General features: G+C 69.9%; 19 protein-coding genes. 2 read left to right on the plus strand and 17 right to left on the minus strand.

Going from position 1 to position 19,726, the window contains the following annotated elements; genetic code table 11:
• Nucleotides 1–111: 111 nt before the first annotated feature.
• From ABZ796_RS24150 to rplS, 4 genes are all read right to left on the minus strand, one after another.
• Nucleotides 112–420: a DUF2469 domain-containing protein gene (locus ABZ796_RS24150; protein ID WP_045550889.1), complete on the minus strand. Its 309-nt coding sequence runs from the start codon at nucleotides 418–420 to the stop codon at nucleotides 112–114.
• Nucleotides 421–503: 83 nt separating this feature from the next.
• A complete protein-coding gene (locus ABZ796_RS24155) occupies nucleotides 504–1,196 on the minus strand; it encodes a ribonuclease HII (protein WP_357340394.1) in 693 nt (230 codons plus the stop codon).
• The gene (gene lepB, locus ABZ796_RS24160) at nucleotides 1,193–2,095 is read right to left on the minus strand and encodes a signal peptidase I (protein WP_357340395.1); all 903 of its coding nucleotides are present in this window, start codon (nucleotides 2,093–2,095) and stop codon (nucleotides 1,193–1,195) included. The genes ABZ796_RS24155 and lepB overlap by 4 nt, the downstream gene beginning before the upstream one ends.
• A 63-nt stretch (nucleotides 2,096–2,158) precedes the next feature.
• A complete protein-coding gene (gene rplS / locus ABZ796_RS24165; protein WP_091050100.1) occupies nucleotides 2,159–2,509 on the minus strand; it encodes a 50S ribosomal protein L19 in 351 nt (116 codons plus the stop codon).
• A gap of 256 nt (nucleotides 2,510–2,765) precedes the next feature.
• Here rplS and ABZ796_RS24170 point away from each other — a divergent pair, with 256 nt between their 5' ends.
• Nucleotides 2,766–3,977, plus strand: coding sequence for a Fic family protein (locus tag ABZ796_RS24170; RefSeq protein WP_357340396.1), 1,212 nt, complete (start codon nucleotides 2,766–2,768; stop codon nucleotides 3,975–3,977).
• A 73-nt stretch (nucleotides 3,978–4,050) separates the two neighbouring features.
• On the opposite strand, the gene ABZ796_RS24175 is transcribed toward ABZ796_RS24170, so the two are convergent.
• The 13 genes from ABZ796_RS24175 to ABZ796_RS24235 form a co-directional block, all read right to left on the minus strand.
• On the minus strand, nucleotides 4,051–5,307 hold the full coding sequence (locus tag ABZ796_RS24175; protein ID WP_357340398.1) for an ammonium transporter: 1,257 nt from the start codon (nucleotides 5,305–5,307) through the stop codon (nucleotides 4,051–4,053).
• 156 nt (nucleotides 5,308–5,463) lie between these two features.
• Entirely contained in the window at nucleotides 5,464–6,621 is a 1,158-nt protein-coding gene (gene trmD / locus ABZ796_RS24180) for a tRNA (guanosine(37)-N1)-methyltransferase TrmD (RefSeq protein WP_357340400.1), read from the minus strand.
• On the minus strand, nucleotides 6,618–7,178 hold the full coding sequence (gene rimM / locus ABZ796_RS24185; protein ID WP_357340402.1) for a ribosome maturation factor RimM: 561 nt from the start codon (nucleotides 7,176–7,178) through the stop codon (nucleotides 6,618–6,620). The genes trmD and rimM overlap by 4 nt, the downstream gene beginning before the upstream one ends.
• 135 nt (nucleotides 7,179–7,313) lie before the next feature.
• Nucleotides 7,314–7,556 carry an RNA-binding protein gene (locus ABZ796_RS24190; RefSeq protein ID WP_357340403.1) on the minus strand — a complete coding sequence of 81 codons (243 nt, stop codon included), beginning with the start codon at nucleotides 7,554–7,556 and terminating at the stop codon, nucleotides 7,314–7,316.
• Between the two features lie 5 nt (nucleotides 7,557–7,561).
• Nucleotides 7,562–8,029 carry a 30S ribosomal protein S16 gene (rpsP, locus tag ABZ796_RS24195; RefSeq protein ID WP_357340404.1) on the minus strand — a complete coding sequence of 156 codons (468 nt, stop codon included), beginning with the start codon at nucleotides 8,027–8,029 and terminating at the stop codon, nucleotides 7,562–7,564.
• 174 nt (nucleotides 8,030–8,203) lie between these two features.
• Nucleotides 8,204–9,277 (minus strand): amidohydrolase family protein, encoded by a 1,074-nt coding sequence (locus ABZ796_RS24200; RefSeq protein ID WP_357340406.1) that lies wholly within the window; start codon nucleotides 9,275–9,277, stop codon nucleotides 8,204–8,206.
• A gap of 14 nt (nucleotides 9,278–9,291) precedes the next feature.
• Complete coding sequence (locus tag ABZ796_RS24205; protein WP_357340408.1) at nucleotides 9,292–10,998, minus strand: FHA domain-containing protein; 1,707 nt, start codon at nucleotides 10,996–10,998, stop codon at nucleotides 9,292–9,294.
• Between the two features lie 78 nt (nucleotides 10,999–11,076).
• Nucleotides 11,077–13,077 (minus strand): glycoside hydrolase family 3 N-terminal domain-containing protein, encoded by a 2,001-nt coding sequence (locus tag ABZ796_RS24210; protein WP_357340410.1) that lies wholly within the window; start codon nucleotides 13,075–13,077, stop codon nucleotides 11,077–11,079.
• Between the two features lie 130 nt (nucleotides 13,078–13,207).
• The gene (locus ABZ796_RS24215) at nucleotides 13,208–13,570 is read right to left on the minus strand and encodes an NYN domain-containing protein (RefSeq protein WP_141803750.1); all 363 of its coding nucleotides are present in this window, start codon (nucleotides 13,568–13,570) and stop codon (nucleotides 13,208–13,210) included.
• A gap of 6 nt (nucleotides 13,571–13,576) precedes the next feature.
• Entirely contained in the window at nucleotides 13,577–15,139 is a 1,563-nt protein-coding gene (gene ffh, locus ABZ796_RS24220) for a signal recognition particle protein (protein WP_357340412.1), read from the minus strand.
• A gap of 109 nt (nucleotides 15,140–15,248) precedes the next feature.
• A complete protein-coding gene (locus ABZ796_RS24225) occupies nucleotides 15,249–17,462 on the minus strand; it encodes a [protein-PII] uridylyltransferase (protein WP_357340414.1) in 2,214 nt (737 codons plus the stop codon).
• 103 nt (nucleotides 17,463–17,565) lie between these two features.
• Entirely contained in the window at nucleotides 17,566–17,904 is a 339-nt protein-coding gene (locus ABZ796_RS24230) for a P-II family nitrogen regulator (RefSeq protein ID WP_357340416.1), read from the minus strand.
• Between the two features lie 178 nt (nucleotides 17,905–18,082).
• The gene (locus ABZ796_RS24235) at nucleotides 18,083–18,421 is read right to left on the minus strand and encodes a P-II family nitrogen regulator (RefSeq protein ID WP_141803747.1); all 339 of its coding nucleotides are present in this window, start codon (nucleotides 18,419–18,421) and stop codon (nucleotides 18,083–18,085) included.
• Between the two features lie 195 nt (nucleotides 18,422–18,616).
• On the opposite strand from ABZ796_RS24235, the gene ABZ796_RS24240 reads away from it, so the two are divergent.
• On the plus strand, nucleotides 18,617–19,663 hold the full coding sequence (locus tag ABZ796_RS24240; protein ID WP_357340418.1) for a class I SAM-dependent methyltransferase: 1,047 nt from the start codon (nucleotides 18,617–18,619) through the stop codon (nucleotides 19,661–19,663).
• The last annotated feature ends 63 nt before the right edge of the window (nucleotides 19,664–19,726 follow it).

Below are 19,726 nucleotides of genomic sequence, written 5' to 3' on the forward strand. Positions count from 1 at the left end.
GTCCAGACTCATCGTGGGCACCGACAATCCGAGCTGGATTCGGGGTGCCTGGGGATAACCCCGGATCGAGATCGCCCTGTGGACAGAAACTGGCCCGAGATCAGCCGGCCGTCAGTCCAGCGGCTGGTCGATGTCGGTCGGGTTGAGCGTCTCGACGTTGACGTCCTTGAAGGTGAGCACCTTGACCGCCTTCGCGAACCGCGCCGGCCGATACATGTCCCACACCCAGACGTCGTTCATCGACACCTCGAAGTAGACGTCCCCCGAGTCCGTACGCGCTCGCACGTCGACCTGGTTGCACAGATAGAAGCGGCGATCGGTCTCGACGACGTACTTGAAGATGCCGACCACGTCGCGATACTCGCGGTAGAGGGTCAGCTCCATCTCGGTCTCGTACTTCTCGAGATCCTCCGCGCTCATGCCGCCGCCCCCGTAGAGGAAAGCGAAGAATACGGACGCGGCGGCCTGAGGTCATCGGTCGCTCGCTGACGCTCGCTCATGTTTTATGACTCTAGAGCCAAGAGAGGCGAAGTCCCGGGAAGACTCCACGAGCGGCGGTGATATGCCGAGGGCCCCAGGCGCTCGAGCGCGGCGATGTGGGCAGGGGCGGAGTAGCCCTTGTTGTCGGCCCACGCGTAGTCGGGGTACTCCTCATGGAGCGCGACCATCAGCGCGTCGCGCGAGGTCTTCGCCAGGATCGAGGCAGCGGCGACGGCGGCACACTTCATGTCGGCCTTGATCATCGTCGTCACCGGCGGCACCTCGACCTCCTCCACCATCGCGGAGACCTCGCCGAAGAGCCCCTCCTGCACCGGCGGGGTCAGATAGTTGTGGTTGCCGTCGAGCAGCAGCGCGTCAGGACGTACGTCCAGGGCGCTCAACGCTCGCTGACCGGCCAGCCGCATCGCGGCCATGATCCCGACCTCGTCGATCTCGGAGGCCAGGGCGTGCCCGACGGCGGAGTCGACGGCCCAGCGGCGCACCTTCGGCGCGAGCATCTCGCGAGCCTCGGGGGTGAGCAGCTTGGAGTCGCGTACGCCCTGGGGTGCCGTCCGCGTCGCCGCGGAGATCACCACGATCCCGATCGAGACCGGCCCGCAGAGCGCGCCACGCCCCACCTCGTCGACGGCACCGAGATGGGTGACGCCCTCGCGCAGCAGGGACCGCTCGACTCGCAGGGTGGGCGCACTGCTCACGGTGACGGCACGTCCTCGAAGCTCTCGGGCCGGTGGATCCACTTCGCCCGGTCCAGCGGCCAGCCCAGCGCCACGACCTTGCCGACGACGTTGTCCTCCGGCACCCACGGCACCAGCGCGCAGTCGGTCTCGTTGGCCGTGCACATGTGCACGGTCGAGTCGGCCGAGTTGGCCCGGTTGTCGCCCATCACGAACAGCGACCCCTCGGGCACGGGGCCAGCCTCCCAGTGACGGTTGCCGGGCATCGGCCCGAAGCACTCGCCCTCCTTGTTGGGGCGGCCGCACTTGGTCTGCGAGGGCCGGGCGTAGGGCTCGTCGATCGGGACGCCGTTGACGATCAGCCGACCCTGCTTGTCACAGCACTCGATGACGTCGCCGGGGACCCCGATGACGCGCTTCACCAGGTGGCCGCCCTCGGGGTAGAGCCCGATGACCGCGAGCGCCTTGCCGAACAGGTTGCTGGGGCCGGCCGAGTCGTCGACACCGAGCCACGAGCCCGGGTCGGAGAAGACCACGACATCGCCACGCTGCGGGGTGCCTGCGAGCCAGTAGGAGGGCTTCTCCACCAGCACCCGGTCATCGGTCGCCACCGAGGGGCCGCCCTGCAGGCCAGGCTCCATGGACTCGGAGGGGATGTAGAAGGCCTGCACGAACAGGGCCTTCACCACGACCGCGACCAGCACGGCCAGCACGACCAGGACGATGCCCTCCTGCCAGGCCGACAGGCGGGGCTTGTGCTCCTCCTCGCGGCGCGGGCCGTTGGTCGGGCCCGGCGGCGGCGAGGCCCAGCGCGGGGCCTGCGGAGAAGACGAGAACGACCGCGATCCCCCCATCTCGGGCCCGTCCCAGCGGGCCTGAGGCCCGACACCGACGGAGGGATCGCGGTCGTTCGAAGTCACGCGGTGAGTCTAGAGACTCCCCCCACAACGAGCCTCATCGACTCGCTGCGGTTCAGGGGCCTCTCAGGCTTCGCGGCGCTCCTTGATCTTCGCCTTCTTGCCGCGCAGGTTGCGCAGGTAGTAGAGCTTCGCGCGACGGACGTCACCGCGGGTGACGACCTCGATCTGCTCGAAGATCGGGGAGTGCAGGGGGAAGGTACGCTCGACACCCACGCCGAAGGAGACCTTGCGGACCGTGAAGGTGCGGCCGATGCCGGAACCGTGGACGCGGATCACGACGCCCTGGAAGACCTGGACGCGGGACCGGTTGCCCTCGACGACCTTGACGTGCACCTTGACGGTGTCACCGGCGCGGAACTCCGGCAGGTCGTCGCGCTTGGAGGCGTTGCCGACCTCAGCGAGTACGTTGCTCATCATTTCTCCTCACGCTCGCCACAGGCCGATCGCGGTCATCCATGCCCTGGTCAGGGCGATCTTTGGCGGTGGTCCAGCCACGCTGGCCGGCGGCGTACGGTTCCCCCTGTGGCAGGAGCTCGTCGCGACACCTCCGGGTGTCTTCTTCGGAGCGTGCTTCGGCCGACTGGACCGGCTCACAAGTCTGCCACAGCGCCGTGTACCGCCGGGAATCGAGACGTACGCGACACATCCGCGGCCGTGCGAGGATGCCCCCGTGACCGACACCGACTGGCCACCGCACACCTACGTGACGCGCCCCTACCGGCAACGGATCCCGCGCGGTCCGCGCGTGGACCGGCTGCTCCGTGAGGTCACGGTGGCCCTGCCGCCCCACATCGCCGACCTCGACCTGGCGCTGGAGCGGCCGGTGGCGGCGATGACGACCGCCAGCGCGGGCGCGCTCCGCCATCTCGACCTGGTCCACGGCCGGGCGATGGACGGGCTCAACCACCTGCAGCTGCGCACCGAGGCGATCGACTCCTCCAAGATCGAGCACGTGGAGGCCAGCCTGGCCGACTACGGCCGAGCCCTGCTCGGCATCGGCGCCAACTCCTCGGCGACCTCGATGGCCTCCGCGACCCAGGCCATGCAGCGGCTGATCACCGAGGCCGACACGACCCGCAAGATCACCTCCGACGCGATCCTGCGCGCACACCGGGACCTGTTCGAGCGACACCCCGACGAGGCGGCCAACGCAGGCCGGTTCCGCGTCGTGCAGAACTGGGTCGGCGGCTCCGACTACGCGCCCCGCGACACCCTCCACGTGCCACCGCCACCGGAGACGGTCGTCGACTACATCGAGGACCTGGTCGCCTTCGCGAACCGCGACGACCTCTCCCCCATCGCCCAGGCGGCGATCGTGCACGCCCAGTTCGAGTCGATCCATCCCTTCATCGACGGCAACGGCCGCATCGGGCGGGCGCTCATCCACGCCGTGCTCCGACGACGACGCGCCTCCCGCCATCTGGCCGTCCCGATCGCCTCGGCGCTCGTCGCCCACCGCGACCGCTACTTCGCCGCCCTCAACGACTACCGGGCCGGCACCGCGTCCACGATCATCGCGATGCTCGCCGCCTCGACGACCATCGCGACGACCGAGTCGTGGAAGACGGCCGAGACGCTGGAGAGCATCCGGCGCGGCTGGGGCGAGGCGGCCGGCGACCCACGGCCCGGGTCTGCTGCGTACCGTCTCCTCGACCTGCTCACCGAGGAGCCCATCCTCAACGCCGAGCTGGTCTCCGAGCGCCTCGGGATCGCCGACCCCGAGGGGACGATCGAGGGCCTGGAGGGTGCCGGAGTCCTCACCCGCCCCAAACGCACCCGCCGCTCCCCCGTCTGGGTCGCGACGGCGGTGCTGGCCGAGGTCGAGGACCTCAGCGCCCGCATCCAGCACCAGGCCCGACAGCTTCCCTACGGGCCGCGCTGAGGGCCTGCTCCTCCCCCGTACGCCGCGAGGCCCGCCCCGAACCGGGACGGGCCTCGTGGAGGATGCGATCAGATCAGCCGAGCTCGGAGTAGCCCGGCTCGTGGAGGACGGTGTCGATACCAGCGACCTCGTCCTCCTCCTTGGCGCGGAAGCCGATGGTCTTCTCGATCGCGAAGCCGATGGCGTAGGCGACCACGAACGAGAAGGCGATCACGGTGAGCGAGGAGAGGACCTGGGCGCCGAGCAGCTTGAAGCTACCGCCGAAGACCAGGCTGCCGCCGGTGAGCGCCTCGGCGCCGAAGATGCCGACCCACACGCACCCGATGAATCCGGCGACCAGGTGGATACCGACCACGTCGAGCGTGTCGTCGAAGCCGAGCTTGAACTTGATCTCCACCGCCAGGGCGCAGACGGCACCGGCGATCAGACCGAGCACGAGGGCCCAGACCGGGGTCACGAACGCACAAGCAGGCGTGATGGCCACCAGACCGGTGACGATGCCGGAGGCGGCGCCGACGGCGGTCGGCTTGCCGTCCTTGAACTGCTCGACCACGATCCAGCCGATCAGACCCGCGGCCGGGGTCAGCAGGGTGTTGAGGAAGATCAGCGAGGTCTGGCCCTCGTCGGCGCCGAAGACACCGGTGTTGAAGCCGAACCAGCCGAACCAGAGGATCGCGGTGCCGATCAGCACGAGCGGGACGTTGTGAGCGACCGTCTCCTCCTTGGAGAAGCCGACCTTGCGACGGCCGAGCACGAGCGCCAGGGCGAGCGCCGCGGCGCCGGCCGACTGGTGGATCACGGTGCCGCCGGCCCAGTCGAGCGCGCCACCGAGGCCGTAGACGTTGTTGGCGAGCCAGCCGTAGAAGTTGCCCTCGGAGTCCACGCCCCAGATCCAGCGGAAGGTCGGGAAGACCACGAAGGTCGCGAAGAAGACCGCGAAGATCATCCACGGCCAGAAGCGCGCACGGTCGGCGACTGCGCCCGAGACCAGGGCGACGGTGATGATGCAGAAGGCGACCAGGAAGGCGTGTCCACCGAAGAGGTTGCCGGCGTCGCCGCTGCCCGCGGAGGTGACGAGGTCGGTCATACCGAAGTCCTCGAACGGGTTACCGAAGAGCTTGCTTCCGCCGCTGGTGCCGTTGCCAGCGATGCCGGTGCCGCCGTAGAGGACGTAGAGGATCGTCACGACGGCGATCGAGCCGAAGCTCAGCATCATCATCGAGACGACGGACTTGGCCTTCACCAGGCCGCCGTAGAAGAACGCGAGACCGGGGGTCATGAAGATGACCAGGGCCGCGCACAGGAGTTGCCATGCAAGTTCGACAGACATTCAGTGCCTCATTGATCGAGTCTCGGGATGTGGCTGTGACGTCACGCGAGCCACGTCGCTCGTCGTACGCATTGCCCGGCATCGTTGCGACGCAAAGTTTCAGAGACGGATGCCTTGTGTTACAGAAAAGTAACAGAGTTTTCGGTTGCTGATCCGTTACCGCCGAGTTGCATGGGTCTTCGTCATGATGACGGCGCCTGAGGGAGCCTCGAGGTCACGGCGCAGCCGGAAACCGGCCTTCTTGTAGATCTTCTGGTTCCGCTCGCTCTTCGCTCCGGTGAAGAGCTGGTGGGTCCTGGCGCCCTCCGGCGCCACCGCCTGGATGTGGTCGAGCAGCTGACGACCCAGCCCCCGTCCCTGCAGGTCCGGGGCGGTCATCAGCCGTCCGATCTCCCACACGTCGCCCTCGAGCCGGGCACGGACCGAGCCGACCAGCCGGCCGGCGGAGCGGACCACGTAGACGTCGTGCGTCTCCAGCGCGCGCACGGTGTCCTCCAGCGACTCGTGCAGCGGCGGGATCGCGACGCCGGGGTTGTCGTGCATCTCCTGCACCCAGCAGGCGAGCTGCAGCGTGTGCAGCTCGGGGACATCGGCACGTACGGCGGGCACGATCTCCCACTCCGTGGCTGCCTGGGAGGCGTGGAGCAGGTCGGGGCGGCGTACGGAGGTCCGGGCCACCGCCTGCTCGTGGCGCCACTGCGCGATACGCTTGTGGTCGCCGCTGAGCAGCACCTTCGGGACCTCGAGGTCACGCCAGGTGGCGGGCTTGGTGTAGACCGGGTACTCCAGCAGGCCGTCCTCGTGGGACTCCTCCACGAGCGACTCGGCATTGCCCATGAACCCCGGGAGCAGACGTACGACCGCCTCGGTGATCGCCATGGCGGCCACCTCTCCCCCGTTGAGGACGTAGTCGCCCAGGGAGATCTCGCGGACCTCGGCGCGGGTGGCGGCGTGGTCGAGCACGCGCTGGTCGATGCCCTCGTAGCGGCCGAGCAGGAAGACCAGTCTCTCCCGGGTCGACAGGTCCCGGGCCACGGCCTGGGTGAACGGCTCGCCGCTCGGCGTCGTCACGATCACGGTCGCGCCGTCGATCGCCAGCTCGTCGAAGGCCTCGCCGAACGGCTCCGGCTTCATCACCATCCCGGCGCCACCGCCATAGGGGGTGTCGTCGACGGTGCGGTGACGGTCGTGGGTCCAGTCGCGTACGTCGTGGACGTGCATCTCGAGAAGCCCCGACTCGATCGCCTTGCCCGGCAGGCTCAGCCGGAGCGGCGCGAGGTAGTCGGGGAAGATGGTGAGGTAGTCCAGCCTCACGTGGCGTCGCCCTCGTCCTCGGCGAACGGGGTGACCAGGCCGGGGCGGTCTGCGATCACGACCTTCCTCTCGGCGAGGTCGACGACCGGAACCAGCGCCTTCACGAACGGCACCAGCGCATCGCGCCGGTCAGGGGTACGGATCGTCAACAGGTCCTGCGCTCCCCCGTGGACCAGCGCCTTCACCGTGCCCAGCTCGCGGCCCTCCTCGTCGAAGGCGGTCAGGCCGACGAGCTGATGGTCGTAGTACTCGTCGGGGTCCTCGGGGGTCTCCTCGGCCGGGACGTCGGCGAAGAGCAGCGTGCCGCGAGCGGCCTCGGCCTCGTTGCGGTCGGTGATCTCCTCGAAGGCGATCTGGAGCACCTGCCCGTGCCAACGGGCGCCCTCCACGGTCAGCTGCTTGGCGGCGTACGCCGATCCCTTCGGCGGCTGCGCCCGCAGCACCGTGCCCTCGGCGAACCGCCGGTCGGGCTCGTCGGTGCGTACCTCGAGGGTCACGAACCCCCGGATGCCATGCGGCTTGCCGATCCGTCCGACCAGCACCTCGATCAACTCCACGAGGTGAGCCTAGAGGGTGGCGTACGTCGGGCCGAACTCCTCAGCGCAGGCGACCGGGCAGGGCCGTCGACATGCGCAACGGGCGCCACCCCCGAAGGAGTGGCGCCCGTCGTCAGCTGCTGGCGCAGCCGGTGCTCAGCGACCGCCGTCGACGTCGACGAAGTCGATCCGCGCGCCGCCCTTGCCGGCCAGCGCAGAGATGACCGTGCGGAACGCGGTGGCGGTGCGGCCGCCGCGGCCGATCACCTTGCCGAGATCGTCGGGGTGGACCCGGACCTCGAGGACGGAGCCGCGACGAAGCTGCTTGTCGCGCACGCTCACCTCGTCCGGGTTGTCGACGACTCCTCGGACGAGGTGCTCGAGAGCTTCGGAGAGCATGCTGCTCAGGCCTCGGCCTCGGCGGCCTTGGCCTCGTCAGTAGACGCAGCCTCGGCCTTGGGCTCCTCAGCCTTCGGCTCCTCGGCCTTCTTGGCGGACTTCTTCGTCACAGCCTCGGAACCGGCCGAGGCGTGCGCCTCGGCGAGAGCCTTGTTGAAGAGCTCGAGCTTGTCGGGCTTCGGCGGGGCGACCTTGAGGGTGCCCTCGGCGCCCGGGAGGCCCTTGAACTTCTGCCAGTCGCCGGTCACCTTGAGGATCGCCTCGAGAGCCGGGGTCGGCTGGGCGCCGACGCCGAGCCAGTACTGGGCGCGCTCGGAGTCGACCTGGATGAAGCTCGGCTCCTCCTTGGGACGGTAGAGACCGATCTCCTCGATCACAGCGCCGTCGCGCTTCTTGCGCGAGTCGACGATGACGATGCGGTACTGCGGAACCCGGATCTTGCCCAGGCGCTTCAAGCGGATCTTGACAGCCACTGTTGGTGGTATTCCTTTGGAATCGAATATGGGTGAAGAGGCCCGTGTCGGTGTGGGGACACCCGTCAGGCAACTTCGGCGGGCACTGTCGCGCTGGGTGAGAGGGTCCCTGCGCACAGGACACGCAGCTCAGTTTGCCAGAGGTGGCCGGAAGCGGCGAAATCTCAGCGGCGCTCAGGCGTAGACCTTCCCCCGGAGTACGACCGCGGCCGGACGGGCGAGGACGGTGAGGTCGTCGAGGGGGTTGGTGGCGTAGACGACGAAGTCGGCGGGGTCGCCCTCGGCGAGGCCGGGGTTGTGGCCGAGCCACTCCCGGGCCCGCCAGGAGGCGGCGCCGAGGACGACGTCGACCGGGAGGCCGAGGCGGTGCATGGCGAGGACCTCCGTCGGGAGTACGCCGTGCAGCTGGTCCCCCGCACCGTCGGAGCCCGCGTAGAGGGCGACCCCCGCCTCGTAGGCGCTCATGATCGTCTCGCGGCGGCGGGCGTAGAGGTCCTCCATGGTGGCGGCGTACGTGGGGAACTTGGGTGCCGCCGCGGCGGCCAGATCCGGGAAGATCTCGAGCTGGGCGACGGTGGGGACCAGTGCGGTGCCCTGCTCGGCCATCGCCTCGACGAGATCGGGGGTCAGCCCGGTGCCGTGCTCGATGCAGTCGATCCCGGCCTCGATCAGGCCGGGCAGGACCTCCTGACCGAAGCAGTGCGCGGTGACGCGTGCGTCGTTGTCGTGGGCCACCTTGATCGCCTCGGCGAACGACTCGGCCGGGAAGGACGGCTTCAGGTCGCCCTCGGCCCGGTCGATCCAGTCGCCGACGAGCTTGACCCAGCCGTCACCGGCACGGGCCTGGCGCTCGACGGCCTCGACCAGGCCCTCGGGCTCGACCTCGTCGGCGTAGTTGCGCATGTAGCGCTTCGTACGTCCGATGTGGCGGCCGGCGCGGATCAGCCGGGGCAGGTCCTCGCGGGACTGCACCCAGCGGGTGTCGGCGGCGGAGCCGGCATCACGCAGGAGCAGCGCGCCGGCGTCACGGTCGGCGATCGCCTGGGCCTCGGCGGTCTCCTGGTCGACGGCACCGTCGGGCCCGAGGCCCACGTGGCAGTGGGCGTCGACGAGACCGGGCACGATCCAGCCCGAGGCACCGGACTCCGCCCCCGACGGCCGCTCGTAGGTGATGCGGCCGTCGAGGACGTAGAGGTCCCGCACCTCTCCATCGGGAAGAATCGGACCGGAGAAGCGCAGAGCAGTCATGTGACGCAGGTTACCTACTTGCCCGACGCGGGCACCTTCACGCCGGCCGCCTCGAGGATCGGGAAGTGCTGGGCGAGCGGGATGACCTGGCCGGTGACGACGTTGTTCTCGTCCCACCCGATGGAGGTCGGTACGCCGACGAGCTCACCATCGTCGTTGACCGCGGCGCCCCCGGAGTTGCCGCTGGAGATCCGGGCGGTGACGTCGAAGACGGCCCGTTCCTCCCCCTCGAAGGAGAGGATCGTCGCCACGTTGCCCTCGGCGACGGTCGGCGGCTGGAAGAGCACGCCCTCCTTGTCCGCGAAGCTCTCCTTCGGCAGCATCGGGAAGCCGATCGTGGCGATGAAGTCACCGCGGTCGACCGCGTTGGAATCACCGAGCGTGATCGTCGGCAGGTCCAGCGAGGATGGGTTCACCGGGTTGCCCTCGCCGTCGGCGACGATCTGCACGACCGCGCTGTCGACCTCGCCGTCGGACTCGATGACCTTGGCGATGTAGTCGGGCTCGCCGACCTTGTAGCCCGCGGCCGGGTCGGTCAGGTGGATGTTGACGACGTCGGGCGAGACCTCGCCCTTGGCGGCGTACTCCGGGATCTTCGCCGGGTCGGCGACGTGGGCGTTGGTGAGGATCTTGCCGTCCTTGCTGACGATCGACCCGGACCCCATCGCGATGGTGTCCTCGGTCGGCGCGTAGGTGATCCAGACGGCGGCCCGCTGCGCGCTGTTGAGCTCGTCCTTGGTCAGGCCGGCGTCCTGGGCGGACGGGTCGCCGCCGGGCACGACGAACATCGCGACCACCAGTCCGATGACCACGACTGCGGCCGCGGCGCCGATCCCGCCCCACAGCAGCAGCTTGTTGCGGCGCTTGGCGGCGGCGCGGGCGACCTCGACCTCGGCGGAGTAGATCGGGATGACCTTGAGGATCTCGCCTGCGACCGGGTGACCGAGACGGATCTCGGTCTCCTCGTCGATCTCCTCCCTGACCAGCGGCTTCCCCTTGAGGAACGACCCGGCCTGGGACCCGTTCTCGAAGGTCCAGCCGCCGGGCGTGGCCACCAGCCGGGCGTGCTGGCGCGAGACGCCCTGGTCCTCCAGCACGACCGAGTTGTCGGCCGCGCGGCCGATGGTCACCGTGACCGGGTGGCGGAAGCGGTGCTCCTTGCCCTCGGCGACCAGCAGCAGGTCGGGTCCGGTCGGCGCGGTCGGCGGCTGCCCGGGGGCGGACGGCCGCGGCATCCCGGGAGCGATCGTCATCTCGGAGACGTCCTGGGTCGCCGAGGGCGCCGGCGGCGCGGGAGGCAGGTTTCCGGGCGGTGGCGGAGCCGCCGGTGCCGGCCCGGAGGGCGGAGCCACCGTGGCGGCCGCCATCGCCGGCGGTGGCGGCGGCGCCGGCGCCTGGGCGCGCGGAGCACCCGCCGCCACCGGCGCGTCGTCGAGGGTGACGGTGATCGTCGAGCCCGGCCCCGCCGGGCCGAGCTGGATCTCGGTCGCCCCGGTCAACGGCGCCTCCGTGACCCGACTTCCGGAGACGTACGTCCCTCCGGCGGAGCCGACGTCGACCAGTTTCCACCCGGACGGGTCCGGCCGCAGCTCCGCGTGGGCGCGGGAGACCGAGGAGGACGAGAGCACCACGTCGGCATCAATCGAACGCCCTATTCGGACGATCTTGTCGGGCGGGAAGCTGAGCGCACGTCCCGATACGTCTACGCGAAGCGTCTGCATGCACGAATCATGCACCGAAATGACCCGATCCAAGCGTCGCGAATCGAAGATTCGCACAACTCGGATCGGGCCGATCTCCTAGCGGTGGGTCTTCAGACCGTATCCGTACGCAAACAGCGGGTCATAGTCGGAATCGCCGATGTTGATCGGCTCCTGGTCGACCGAGCGCGGCCAGGTCACCGGGAGCTTCCCGGTGAACGGACGCTTGCCGAAGAGCACGTCGGCGACACCCTTGCCCTCGCTGCCCGGCAGCCAGGAGGCCACCAGCGCGTCGATCTGCTCGAGCAGCTGGGGCGGGATGATCATCGGACGCCCGGAGACCACGAGGACCGTGCACGTCGCCGCGGCCGCGCAGACCGTCTCGATCGCCGCGGTGTCGGCGTCGCTGAGCTGCATCGTCAGGGCCGGCCGGAGCACGCCGCCCTCGCCCGGGTCATAGCCCCAGCGCGGGCCGCCGACGTCACCGAAGCCCTCGGCGTACGGGTGCTCGCCGACGACCACGACGCCGTGTGCCCCGGCCGGGACCGGTGCGGAGGCGTCGGGTGAGTGGGTCACCTCGCCTCGTGCCGCGGACTCGATGCCGTCGAGGATCGTGTCGCCGGGGATCTGGTGGGTCGAGTTGCCCTGCCAGGTGATCGTCCAGCCGCCTGCCTGGTCACCGATGCTGTCGGCCTTGCTGCCCGCGACGTAGACGTCGTCGCGGCCGGAGATCGGCAGCGTGTGCTTGTTCCGGAGCAGGACCTGCGACTTCGCCACCGCCTCCCGCGCGACGCGACGGTGAGCGGCGCTGCCGATCTCGTCGATGTTGCGCCGGTCGGTGAACGGCTTCTCGAAGAGGCCGAGGTCGAACTTCGCGGTCAGGATCCGGGAGACCGCATCATTGATGCGGGCCTTCGAGACAGCGCCGTTCTCGACCGCCGCGGTCAGCGTCTCGATGAACTGCGGATAGCCGACGGTGTCACCGGAGAACGGCTCCATGAACATGTCGACACCGGCGTTGACCGAGATGGCCACCTGCTCGGCGTACGTCCCCGGGATCTGGTGGATCGCTCGCCAGTCGGAGATCACCAGGCCGTCGAAGCCCTGCTTCTCCTTCAGCCAGCCCGTGACGAGCTCTTTGTGGGCGTGCATCTTGAGCGGGTTGCCGAGACCGTCCTCGGTCCAGTCGACGCTGGAGAAGGACGGCATCACCGAGCCGACGTCGTGCTTCTTGATGGCAGTGACGTACGGCGAGAGCGCCAGCTTCTCGAACTCCGCGTGCGAGGCCTGGGTGATGCCCTGGTCGATGGTGTAGTCGCCCTCACCGGTGCCGAACGTGGTGAAGCCGTCGCCGGCGAAGTGCTTGGCGGTGGCGAGCACGCGGTCGGGGTCGTCGAGCTCACCCCGGTCGCCCTGGAACCCCTCGATCATCTGGGACATCTTGGCGGCCAGCTTCGGGTCCTCGCCGAAGGACTCGTACGTCCTCCCCCACCGGTCGTCGCGAGCCACGCAGATGCACGGGGCGAAGGTCCACTGCGGCCCGGAGGCACGGGTCTCCTCCGCGGTGATGTGCCCGATCCGCTCGGCGAGCGCGGGGTCACGGGTCGCGCCGAGCCCGATGTTGTGCGGGAACACGGTCGCGCCGTTGAGGTTGCCGTGTCCGTGGACCGAGTCCACGCCGTAGAGGAGCGGGATCCCCAACCGGGTCGAGAGCGCCTGCTCCTGGAAGGCGTCGACCGTGTCGGCCCAGGCCTCGGGAGTGTTCTCGGCGGGGGTCGAGCCGCCGCCGGACAGTACGCTGCCGAGCCCGAGCTCGGCGATCTGGCCGGGGTTCGCGGCGACGTCCGCGCGCTCGGCCTGGGCCATCTGACCGACCTTCTCGGCCAGGGTCATCCGGGCCAGCAGGTCGGTGACGCGGGTCTTGGTGGCGAGCCGGGGGTTCTTGTAGGGCAGCACGTGGTCCGCGCGGGTGGCGGCGGTGCTTGCTGCGGGAGCGGCGGACGCCGCGTTGGACACGGGCGTGATGAGAAGCGTGGCGCAGAGCAGGCCGGCGAGAGCCGAGGCTCCGCCGATCGCACCGCGCTGTCTGAGTGATCGCACGGGACAGACCTCCTGAGAGTGATCTACCAGCACCTCGGCGATGAGGCGCCAGGGCTCGTGAGAGCGCTCCCAGCGTGACCGCGATCACAATGCCGGTCAATGGCTACGCGTGCGTAACCCCGCGAATTACTCAGATCTGGTCAAGCAACCAGGAGGGTCCCAGGGCCGTGGCACCGCCACAACGAGCCTGGAGCATCCGGTCGGCGGTCACCAGCGTCACCCGGTCACCCTTCTCCAGCGCCTCACGGACGACACCGACGATCGCCGCGTCGCCGTCCTTGGGCGCGTGGACCGTGTGCACGTGGGCGTCCTTGCCAGGACGTACGCCGCCCTTGGCCTGTCCCTCCAGGACCAGGACGATCCGGTCCTGCGGGAGGTCGGCGACCAGCAGCGCCTCGTGCAGCCGGCGCGCCGCGCCGGCCCGGTCCTTCCACCAGCCGTCCGGGCGGGCGCCGACGACGTTGGCGCCGTCGACGACCAGAACCGTCGACACCACGGCCTACTTGAGGAACTTGGAGAAGTCCGAGGGCAGGTTGAGCTCGGCGGCGGCCTTCTCGTAGTCGATCTCCTCGCCGCCCGGTGTGCCGAACGGGTTGGCGGCGGCGGGCTTCTTCTCGGCATCCGCCTTCGCCTGCTGGGCGGCCTTGGCCGGGTTGCCGGACTTGCGCGCGCCCTTGCCCTTCTTCTTCTGCGCGACCTGCTTGGCGCCGGCGCGCTTGCCGAAGCCGGCACCGGGCGCGCCGGGCATCCCGGGCATGCCGCCGCCGGAGGCGAGCTGCTTCATCATCTTCGACGCCTCGGTGAAGCGCTGGATGAGCTGGTTGACGTCGGAGACCTGGCGGCCCGAACCCTTCGCGATGCGGGCACGACGGGAGCCGTCGAGGATCTTCGGGTTGGCACGCTCGGCCGGGGTCATCGACTGGATGATCGCCTGGATCCGGTCGATCTCGCGCTCGTCGAAGTTGTCCAGCTGCTCGCGGAACTGGCCCATGCCCGGCAGCATGCCCATCAGCTTCGACATCGAGCCGAGCTTGCGCAGCTGCTGCATCTGCTTGAGGAAGTCCTCGAGCGTGAACTCGCCGGTCGCGATCTTGGCCGCGTCCTTCTCGGCCTGGCCCTGGTCGAAGGTCTTCTCGGCCTGCTCGATCAGGGTGAGCATGTCGCCCATGTCGAGGATGCGGCCGGCCATCCGGTCGGGGTGGAACAGGTCGAAGTCGGTCATCTTCTCGCCGTTGGAGGCGAACATGACCGGCTTGCCGGTGATCTGGACGATGGAGAGCGCCGCGCCACCGCGGGCGTCACCGTCGAGCTTGGTGAGCACCACGCCGTCGTAGCCGACGCCGTCGAGGAAGGCCTGCGCGGTGTTGACCGCGTCCTGGCCGATCATCGCGTCGACGACGAAGAGGACCTCGTCGGGGTTGACCGCCGCCTTGATGTCGGCGGCCTGCTTCATCAGCTCCTCGTCGATGCCGAGGCGGCCGGCGGTGTCGACGATGACCACGTCGTGGAGCTTGCGCTTGGCCTCCTCGACCGCGTCACGGGCGACGTCGACCGGGTTGCCGACACCATTGCCGGGCTGCGGGGCGTAGACCGGGACCCCGACGCGCTCACCGTTGACCTGGAGCTGGTTGACCGCGTTGGGCCGCTGCAGGTCGGCGGCCACCAGCAGCGGCGCCTTGCCCTGCTCCTTGAGCCACAGCGCGAGCTTCGCGGCCAGGGTGGTCTTACCAGCACCCTGCAGACCGGCGAGCATGATGACCGTCGGCCCGGTCTTGGCGTAGCGCAGCCGGCGGGTCTCGCCGCCCAGGATCGTGACCAGCTCGTCGTTGACGATCTTGACGATCTGCTGGGCGGGGTTCAGCGCCTGGCTGACCTCTTCGCCACGCGCCCGCTCCTTGACCCGGGCGACGAACTCGCGCACCACCGGCAGCGCGACGTCGGCCTCGAGCAGCGCGATACGGATCTCACGAGCTGTGGCATCGATGTCGGCATCGGTGAGGCGGCCCTTGCCCCGGATGTTCTTGAACGTCGTGGCGAGCCGGTCGGAGAGCGTGGCGAACAAAGCGGTCCTTCAGCAGAGTGGTTGTCCTGCCAAGACTAACGAACTGTTGTGTGTGGGGTGCTATTCGGCAGGTGCGCGCGGGGCCCCGCCGCTCACCGAGTTGACTCGGTCAGCTTTCGAGCGCTGCTCGGACCGCGTGGGCCGCCTCGGCCGAGCGCTGCTCGGCGAGGGCTCCGGCCGAGGCCTCTTGGAGGTAGAAGACGTCGACGGCCTGAGGGCCAAGGGTGGAGATGTGGGCGGAACGGACGGCGATCTCCATCCGCGCCAGGGCGGCGGCGACGGTGTAGACGACCCCGGGGCGGTCGATGGTACGCACCTCGAGGACGGTGGCCTTGCTGGATGCCTCAGGACGTACGACCACCGAGGGCTCGCTCCCGCGCGCCGCCGCGCTCGGCGCCAGCCGGGTCGCCGGGTCGAGGCGGCCCTCGGTGATGGCGGAGAAGCGGATGCGCAGCACCGCGGCGTCGACATAGGAGTCGTCGAGGTCCCACACGCTGACCCCGAAACCCTCCTGCTGCCAGGCACGACACGCCCTGACCGGAAGTCGCGCGACCGCGAAGGTGGCGGCCAGATCGGCGAGCAGGCCGAGCCGGTCCGAGGCGATCACCCACACCCGGGCGCCGTCGGCGAGCGGCTCCGCACGGAAGGAGACCGACCCCGAACGTACGCTCTCGGGGATCTCCACCGCGGCCTGCCGCCGCTCCCCCGCCGCGATGCCGGTGTCGAGGGCCCGCGCGGCGCGGCGGGCCAGGTCGAGGATGAGCCGGGCCCGCCAGCTGGTCCAGGCCTGGGTGCTGGTCGCCCGCGCGTCGGCCTCGGTGAGCGCGGTGAGCAGGGCGAGCGCCTCGGCGTCGCCCATCGTCTCCACCACCAGGTCGACGGTGGCGGGGTCGTCGGGGTCGCGAGTGGTCGCGGTCACCGACAGCAGCAGGTGCCAGCGCACCAGCAGCGAGATCAGGTCGACCTCCTCCTCCGGGAACCCCATCCGGGAGGCGACCCGGCGGGCGATCGGCTCCCCCGCGACGCTGTGCTCGGTCAGCGACCCCTTGCCGATGTCGTGGAGCAGCGCGGCGACCAGCAGCACATCCGGGCGGGCCACGCGGGGCAGCAGCGCGACCGCCTCGATGCAGGTCTCGATGGTGTGCCGGTCGACGGTGAAGCGGTGGATGATCGAGGCGTGCGGCAGCAGCCGGATCCGCTCCCACTCGGGCAGGATCCGGGAGACCGCGCCGGTCTCCTCCAGGGTCTCCCAGACCGCGAGCAGCCCGCGCCCGGCCCCCAGCAGCCGTACGAAGAGCTGCCGGGCCTCCTCCGGCCACGGCTCGGCCAGCGCCGGGGTGTCCCGGGCCAGTCGCGCGGCGGTCGGCGGCGCCAGCGCGACCCCGTGCTCGGCGGCCAGCGCCGAGGCGCGCAGCAGCATCAGCGGATCCCGCGACGGGCGCGCGCCCGGCACGAGCACCACCTCGCCCGAAGCGAGCGCCAGACCGTTGCCGAGCGGTGCGAGCCGCGGGCGGCGCGGCGCTCCGGGGCGCGAGCGTTCCAGGACCCCGTCCACCCGTCGCCACGCCAGCCGGGATAGGTGGGCGAGGCGACGGCCGATCGTGCGTACGTGGGCCTGTGCCGTGCGGGCGTCGGCCAGCTCGAGCCGCTCGGCCAGCTCGTCCCACATCTCCGGCACGACCCGGTCGGTGGCCCGGCCGCCGATCTCCTGGACGAGATCACGGACGTCGAGCAGGGCGCGGCGCGACTTCTCCAGATCGACCGCGGGCACGTCGACCAGCCAGGTCGCCACGATCGCCTTGATCACCACCGCGTCCCGCAGCCCGCCGTACATCTCCTTCAGGTCCGGCACCGAGGCGTGCGCGAGCTCACCGGCACGCCGGTGTCGCTCCATGCTCATCGTCCTCAGCTCGGGCAGCAGGGCACGGGCGTGCTTGCGCCAGTGCGCCAGCATCGTCGTACGCAGCCGCAGCACGAGCCCGCGGTCGCCCGCCAGGTGCCGGATGTCGAGCAGCCCCAGGGCGACCCGGAGGTCACCGGTCGAGGACGAGAGCAACTCGGAGAACGACCGCACCGAGTGGTCGAGCCTGGGCGCGGTGTCCCACAGCGGGTACCAGACCTGCTCGGCCACCGACCCGGGCGAGACGCTGTCGTCGTGCACCAGGACCACGTCCCAGTCGGAGAAGGGCGCTAGCTCGCCGCGTCCGTATCCTCCGACCGCGACCAGGGCGACCCCGACCTCGGGGCCGCCGGCCGCGGCGTACGCCTTCGCGCACTGCTCGTCGGCCTCGGCTGCGCGCGCCGCCCTGCCCTCAGCGGTCACGCCGCCGCGATCGTAGGGAGAGGCCAGGATACGAACGCGGCGGCGCGACAATCCTCATCGCCGCTCGCTGCCGCTCGCTCATGCGCCAGCCTCCTTCACGATGTCAGATCGCGGCGTCGTCGCGGTCGCCGGTGCGGACCCGCACGATGGTCTCCAGCGGGGAGACCCAGACCTTGCCGTCACCGATGCGCTCGGTCTTCGCAGAGGTCTCGATGGCGCTGACCACCGACTCGACGTCCTCGTCGGGCACGGCGATCTCGATGCGGATCTTCGGCACCAGGGCGACGTCGTACTCGGCACCGCGGTAGACCTCGGTGTGGCCCTTCTGCCGGCCGTAGCCGGAGACCTCAGAGACGGTCATGCCGGTGACACCGACAGCTTCCAGGGCGACGCGGACGTCCTCCCACTTGTGGGGTTTGATCACTGCGGTGACGAGCTTCATTTCTCTCCTCCGGTGGGATTCGATGGACCGGCACTCGTGACGAAGCCTAGTAGGCGTGAGCCGATAGTCGGCGCCGGTCCGTCGTCAGCGTGCGGGTCGGAACGAAGTGGCCCGGGCAAGGCGCGCCCAGTGCGTGCCACGGCGGGCTGGCGCCGAGATCGAGGCGATGCCCACCAGATCAGAGTGCCTCGGCGTCGCGCGCGCCGGTCCGAACACGGACGACGGACTCGATCGGGCTGAGCCAGACCTTCCCGTCGCCGATCCGGCCGGTCTGCGCGGTCTTCACGACGATCCCGACGACGTCCGCGGCATCCTCGTCCTCCACCACGATCTCGATGCGGATCTTCGGCACCAGGGCGATGTCGTACTCGGCACCGCGGTAGACCTCGGTGTGGCCCTTCTGCCGGCCATAGCCGGAGACCTCGGAGACGGTCATGCCGGTCACGCCGAAGGCTTCGAGAGCCTCGCGCACGTCCTCCCACTTGTGGGGCTTGATCACTGCGGTCACGAGCTTCACGAGAAGGCGCCTCCAAGGTCCTTGATCCTGTCATCTTCGTCGCCACCTTCACCTGGAGACGTTTCGACACCCCGAAGCGCCTGTTTCCACTGTGTAACAGACCTTTTGACCGTACGTCGCCGAAGCATCGAAACACCCGGCAAATCACCCGTGCCGAACCCCCGCGGCGCCACCAAAGGTCGCTACCCTCGTCGCATGTCGCACTACGCCGTCGAGATCGACCTCGATCACCGCAACACCAGCCATGTGCAGGTCCTCGACCTGGCTGGATCGACTACCTCGGCGAGCGATGGGAAACGCGTCCTCGATGTCGGCTGCTGGACCGGTGAGATCGGCCGGATCCTCACCGAGCGCGGCTGCACCGTCACCGGCATCGAGATCGACCCGGAGGCGGCGAGCCTGGCCGAGAAGGTCCTGGAGAAGGTGGTCGTCGCCGACCTCGACGCGACCCCGCTGACCGAGATCGTCGAGCCCGGCTCCTTCGACGTGGTGATCTTCGCCGACGTCCTCGAACACCTCGTCGACCCGCGGGCGGCGCTCGAGCAGGCCCGTGACCTGCTCGCCCCCGGCGGCCGGGTGGTGATCTCGATCCCCAACGTCACCCACGGCTCGGTCCGCCTCGCCCTGCTCCAGGGCCGCTGGCAGACCACCGACACCGGTCTCCTAGACCGCACCCACATCAAGTTCTACTCGCGCGAGGGGCTGGTGGGGCTCTTCACCGAGGCGGGCTACGCGATCGAGGATCTGCGCGGCACCACCGCCGACCCGCTCAACGTCGAGGTCTCGGTCGAGCCCGGCCTGCTTCCCGAGGTGGCCGTGGAGTGGGTGCGCCAGCAGCCCGACGCGTTGGTCTACCAGTTCCAGCTGGCCGCTCGGCCGCTCGCCGAGGGCGAGGTCGCACCGGCCGCGCCCGAGCTCGTCCAGGCCGCCCCGGCCGACGAGGTCCGGCTCCGCGACGTTCACACCCAGAGGTACGAGGAGGCCACCCGTTCCCGGCTGGCCACCCGCGACCACATCCTCGGCATCCAGGCCTCCGCCAACTCCGCCCAGGCCCGGGTCGGCACCCTGTCCAAGCAGCTGCGCGAGGCCCGCGAGGTCAACCGCCGCCGCCGCGAACGCATCGAGCGGCTGCGCGGCAAGGTCGCCGGCCTCGAGGCCGACCTGACCTACGCCACCCGCCACCCGGTCCGGAACTTCGGCCGCCGAGTCGTCCGCCGCCTCCGCCGCGCTGCCCAGGGCTGACCCGCCGAGTCGGCTCGTCCTGACCGAGAAACCCGCCGAGTCGGCTCGTTATAACGAGCCGAC

It is taken from the genome of Nocardioides sp. NPDC047086, from assembly GCF_040643685.1.
Taxonomy (GTDB): domain Bacteria; phylum Actinomycetota; class Actinomycetes; order Propionibacteriales; family Nocardioidaceae; genus Nocardioides.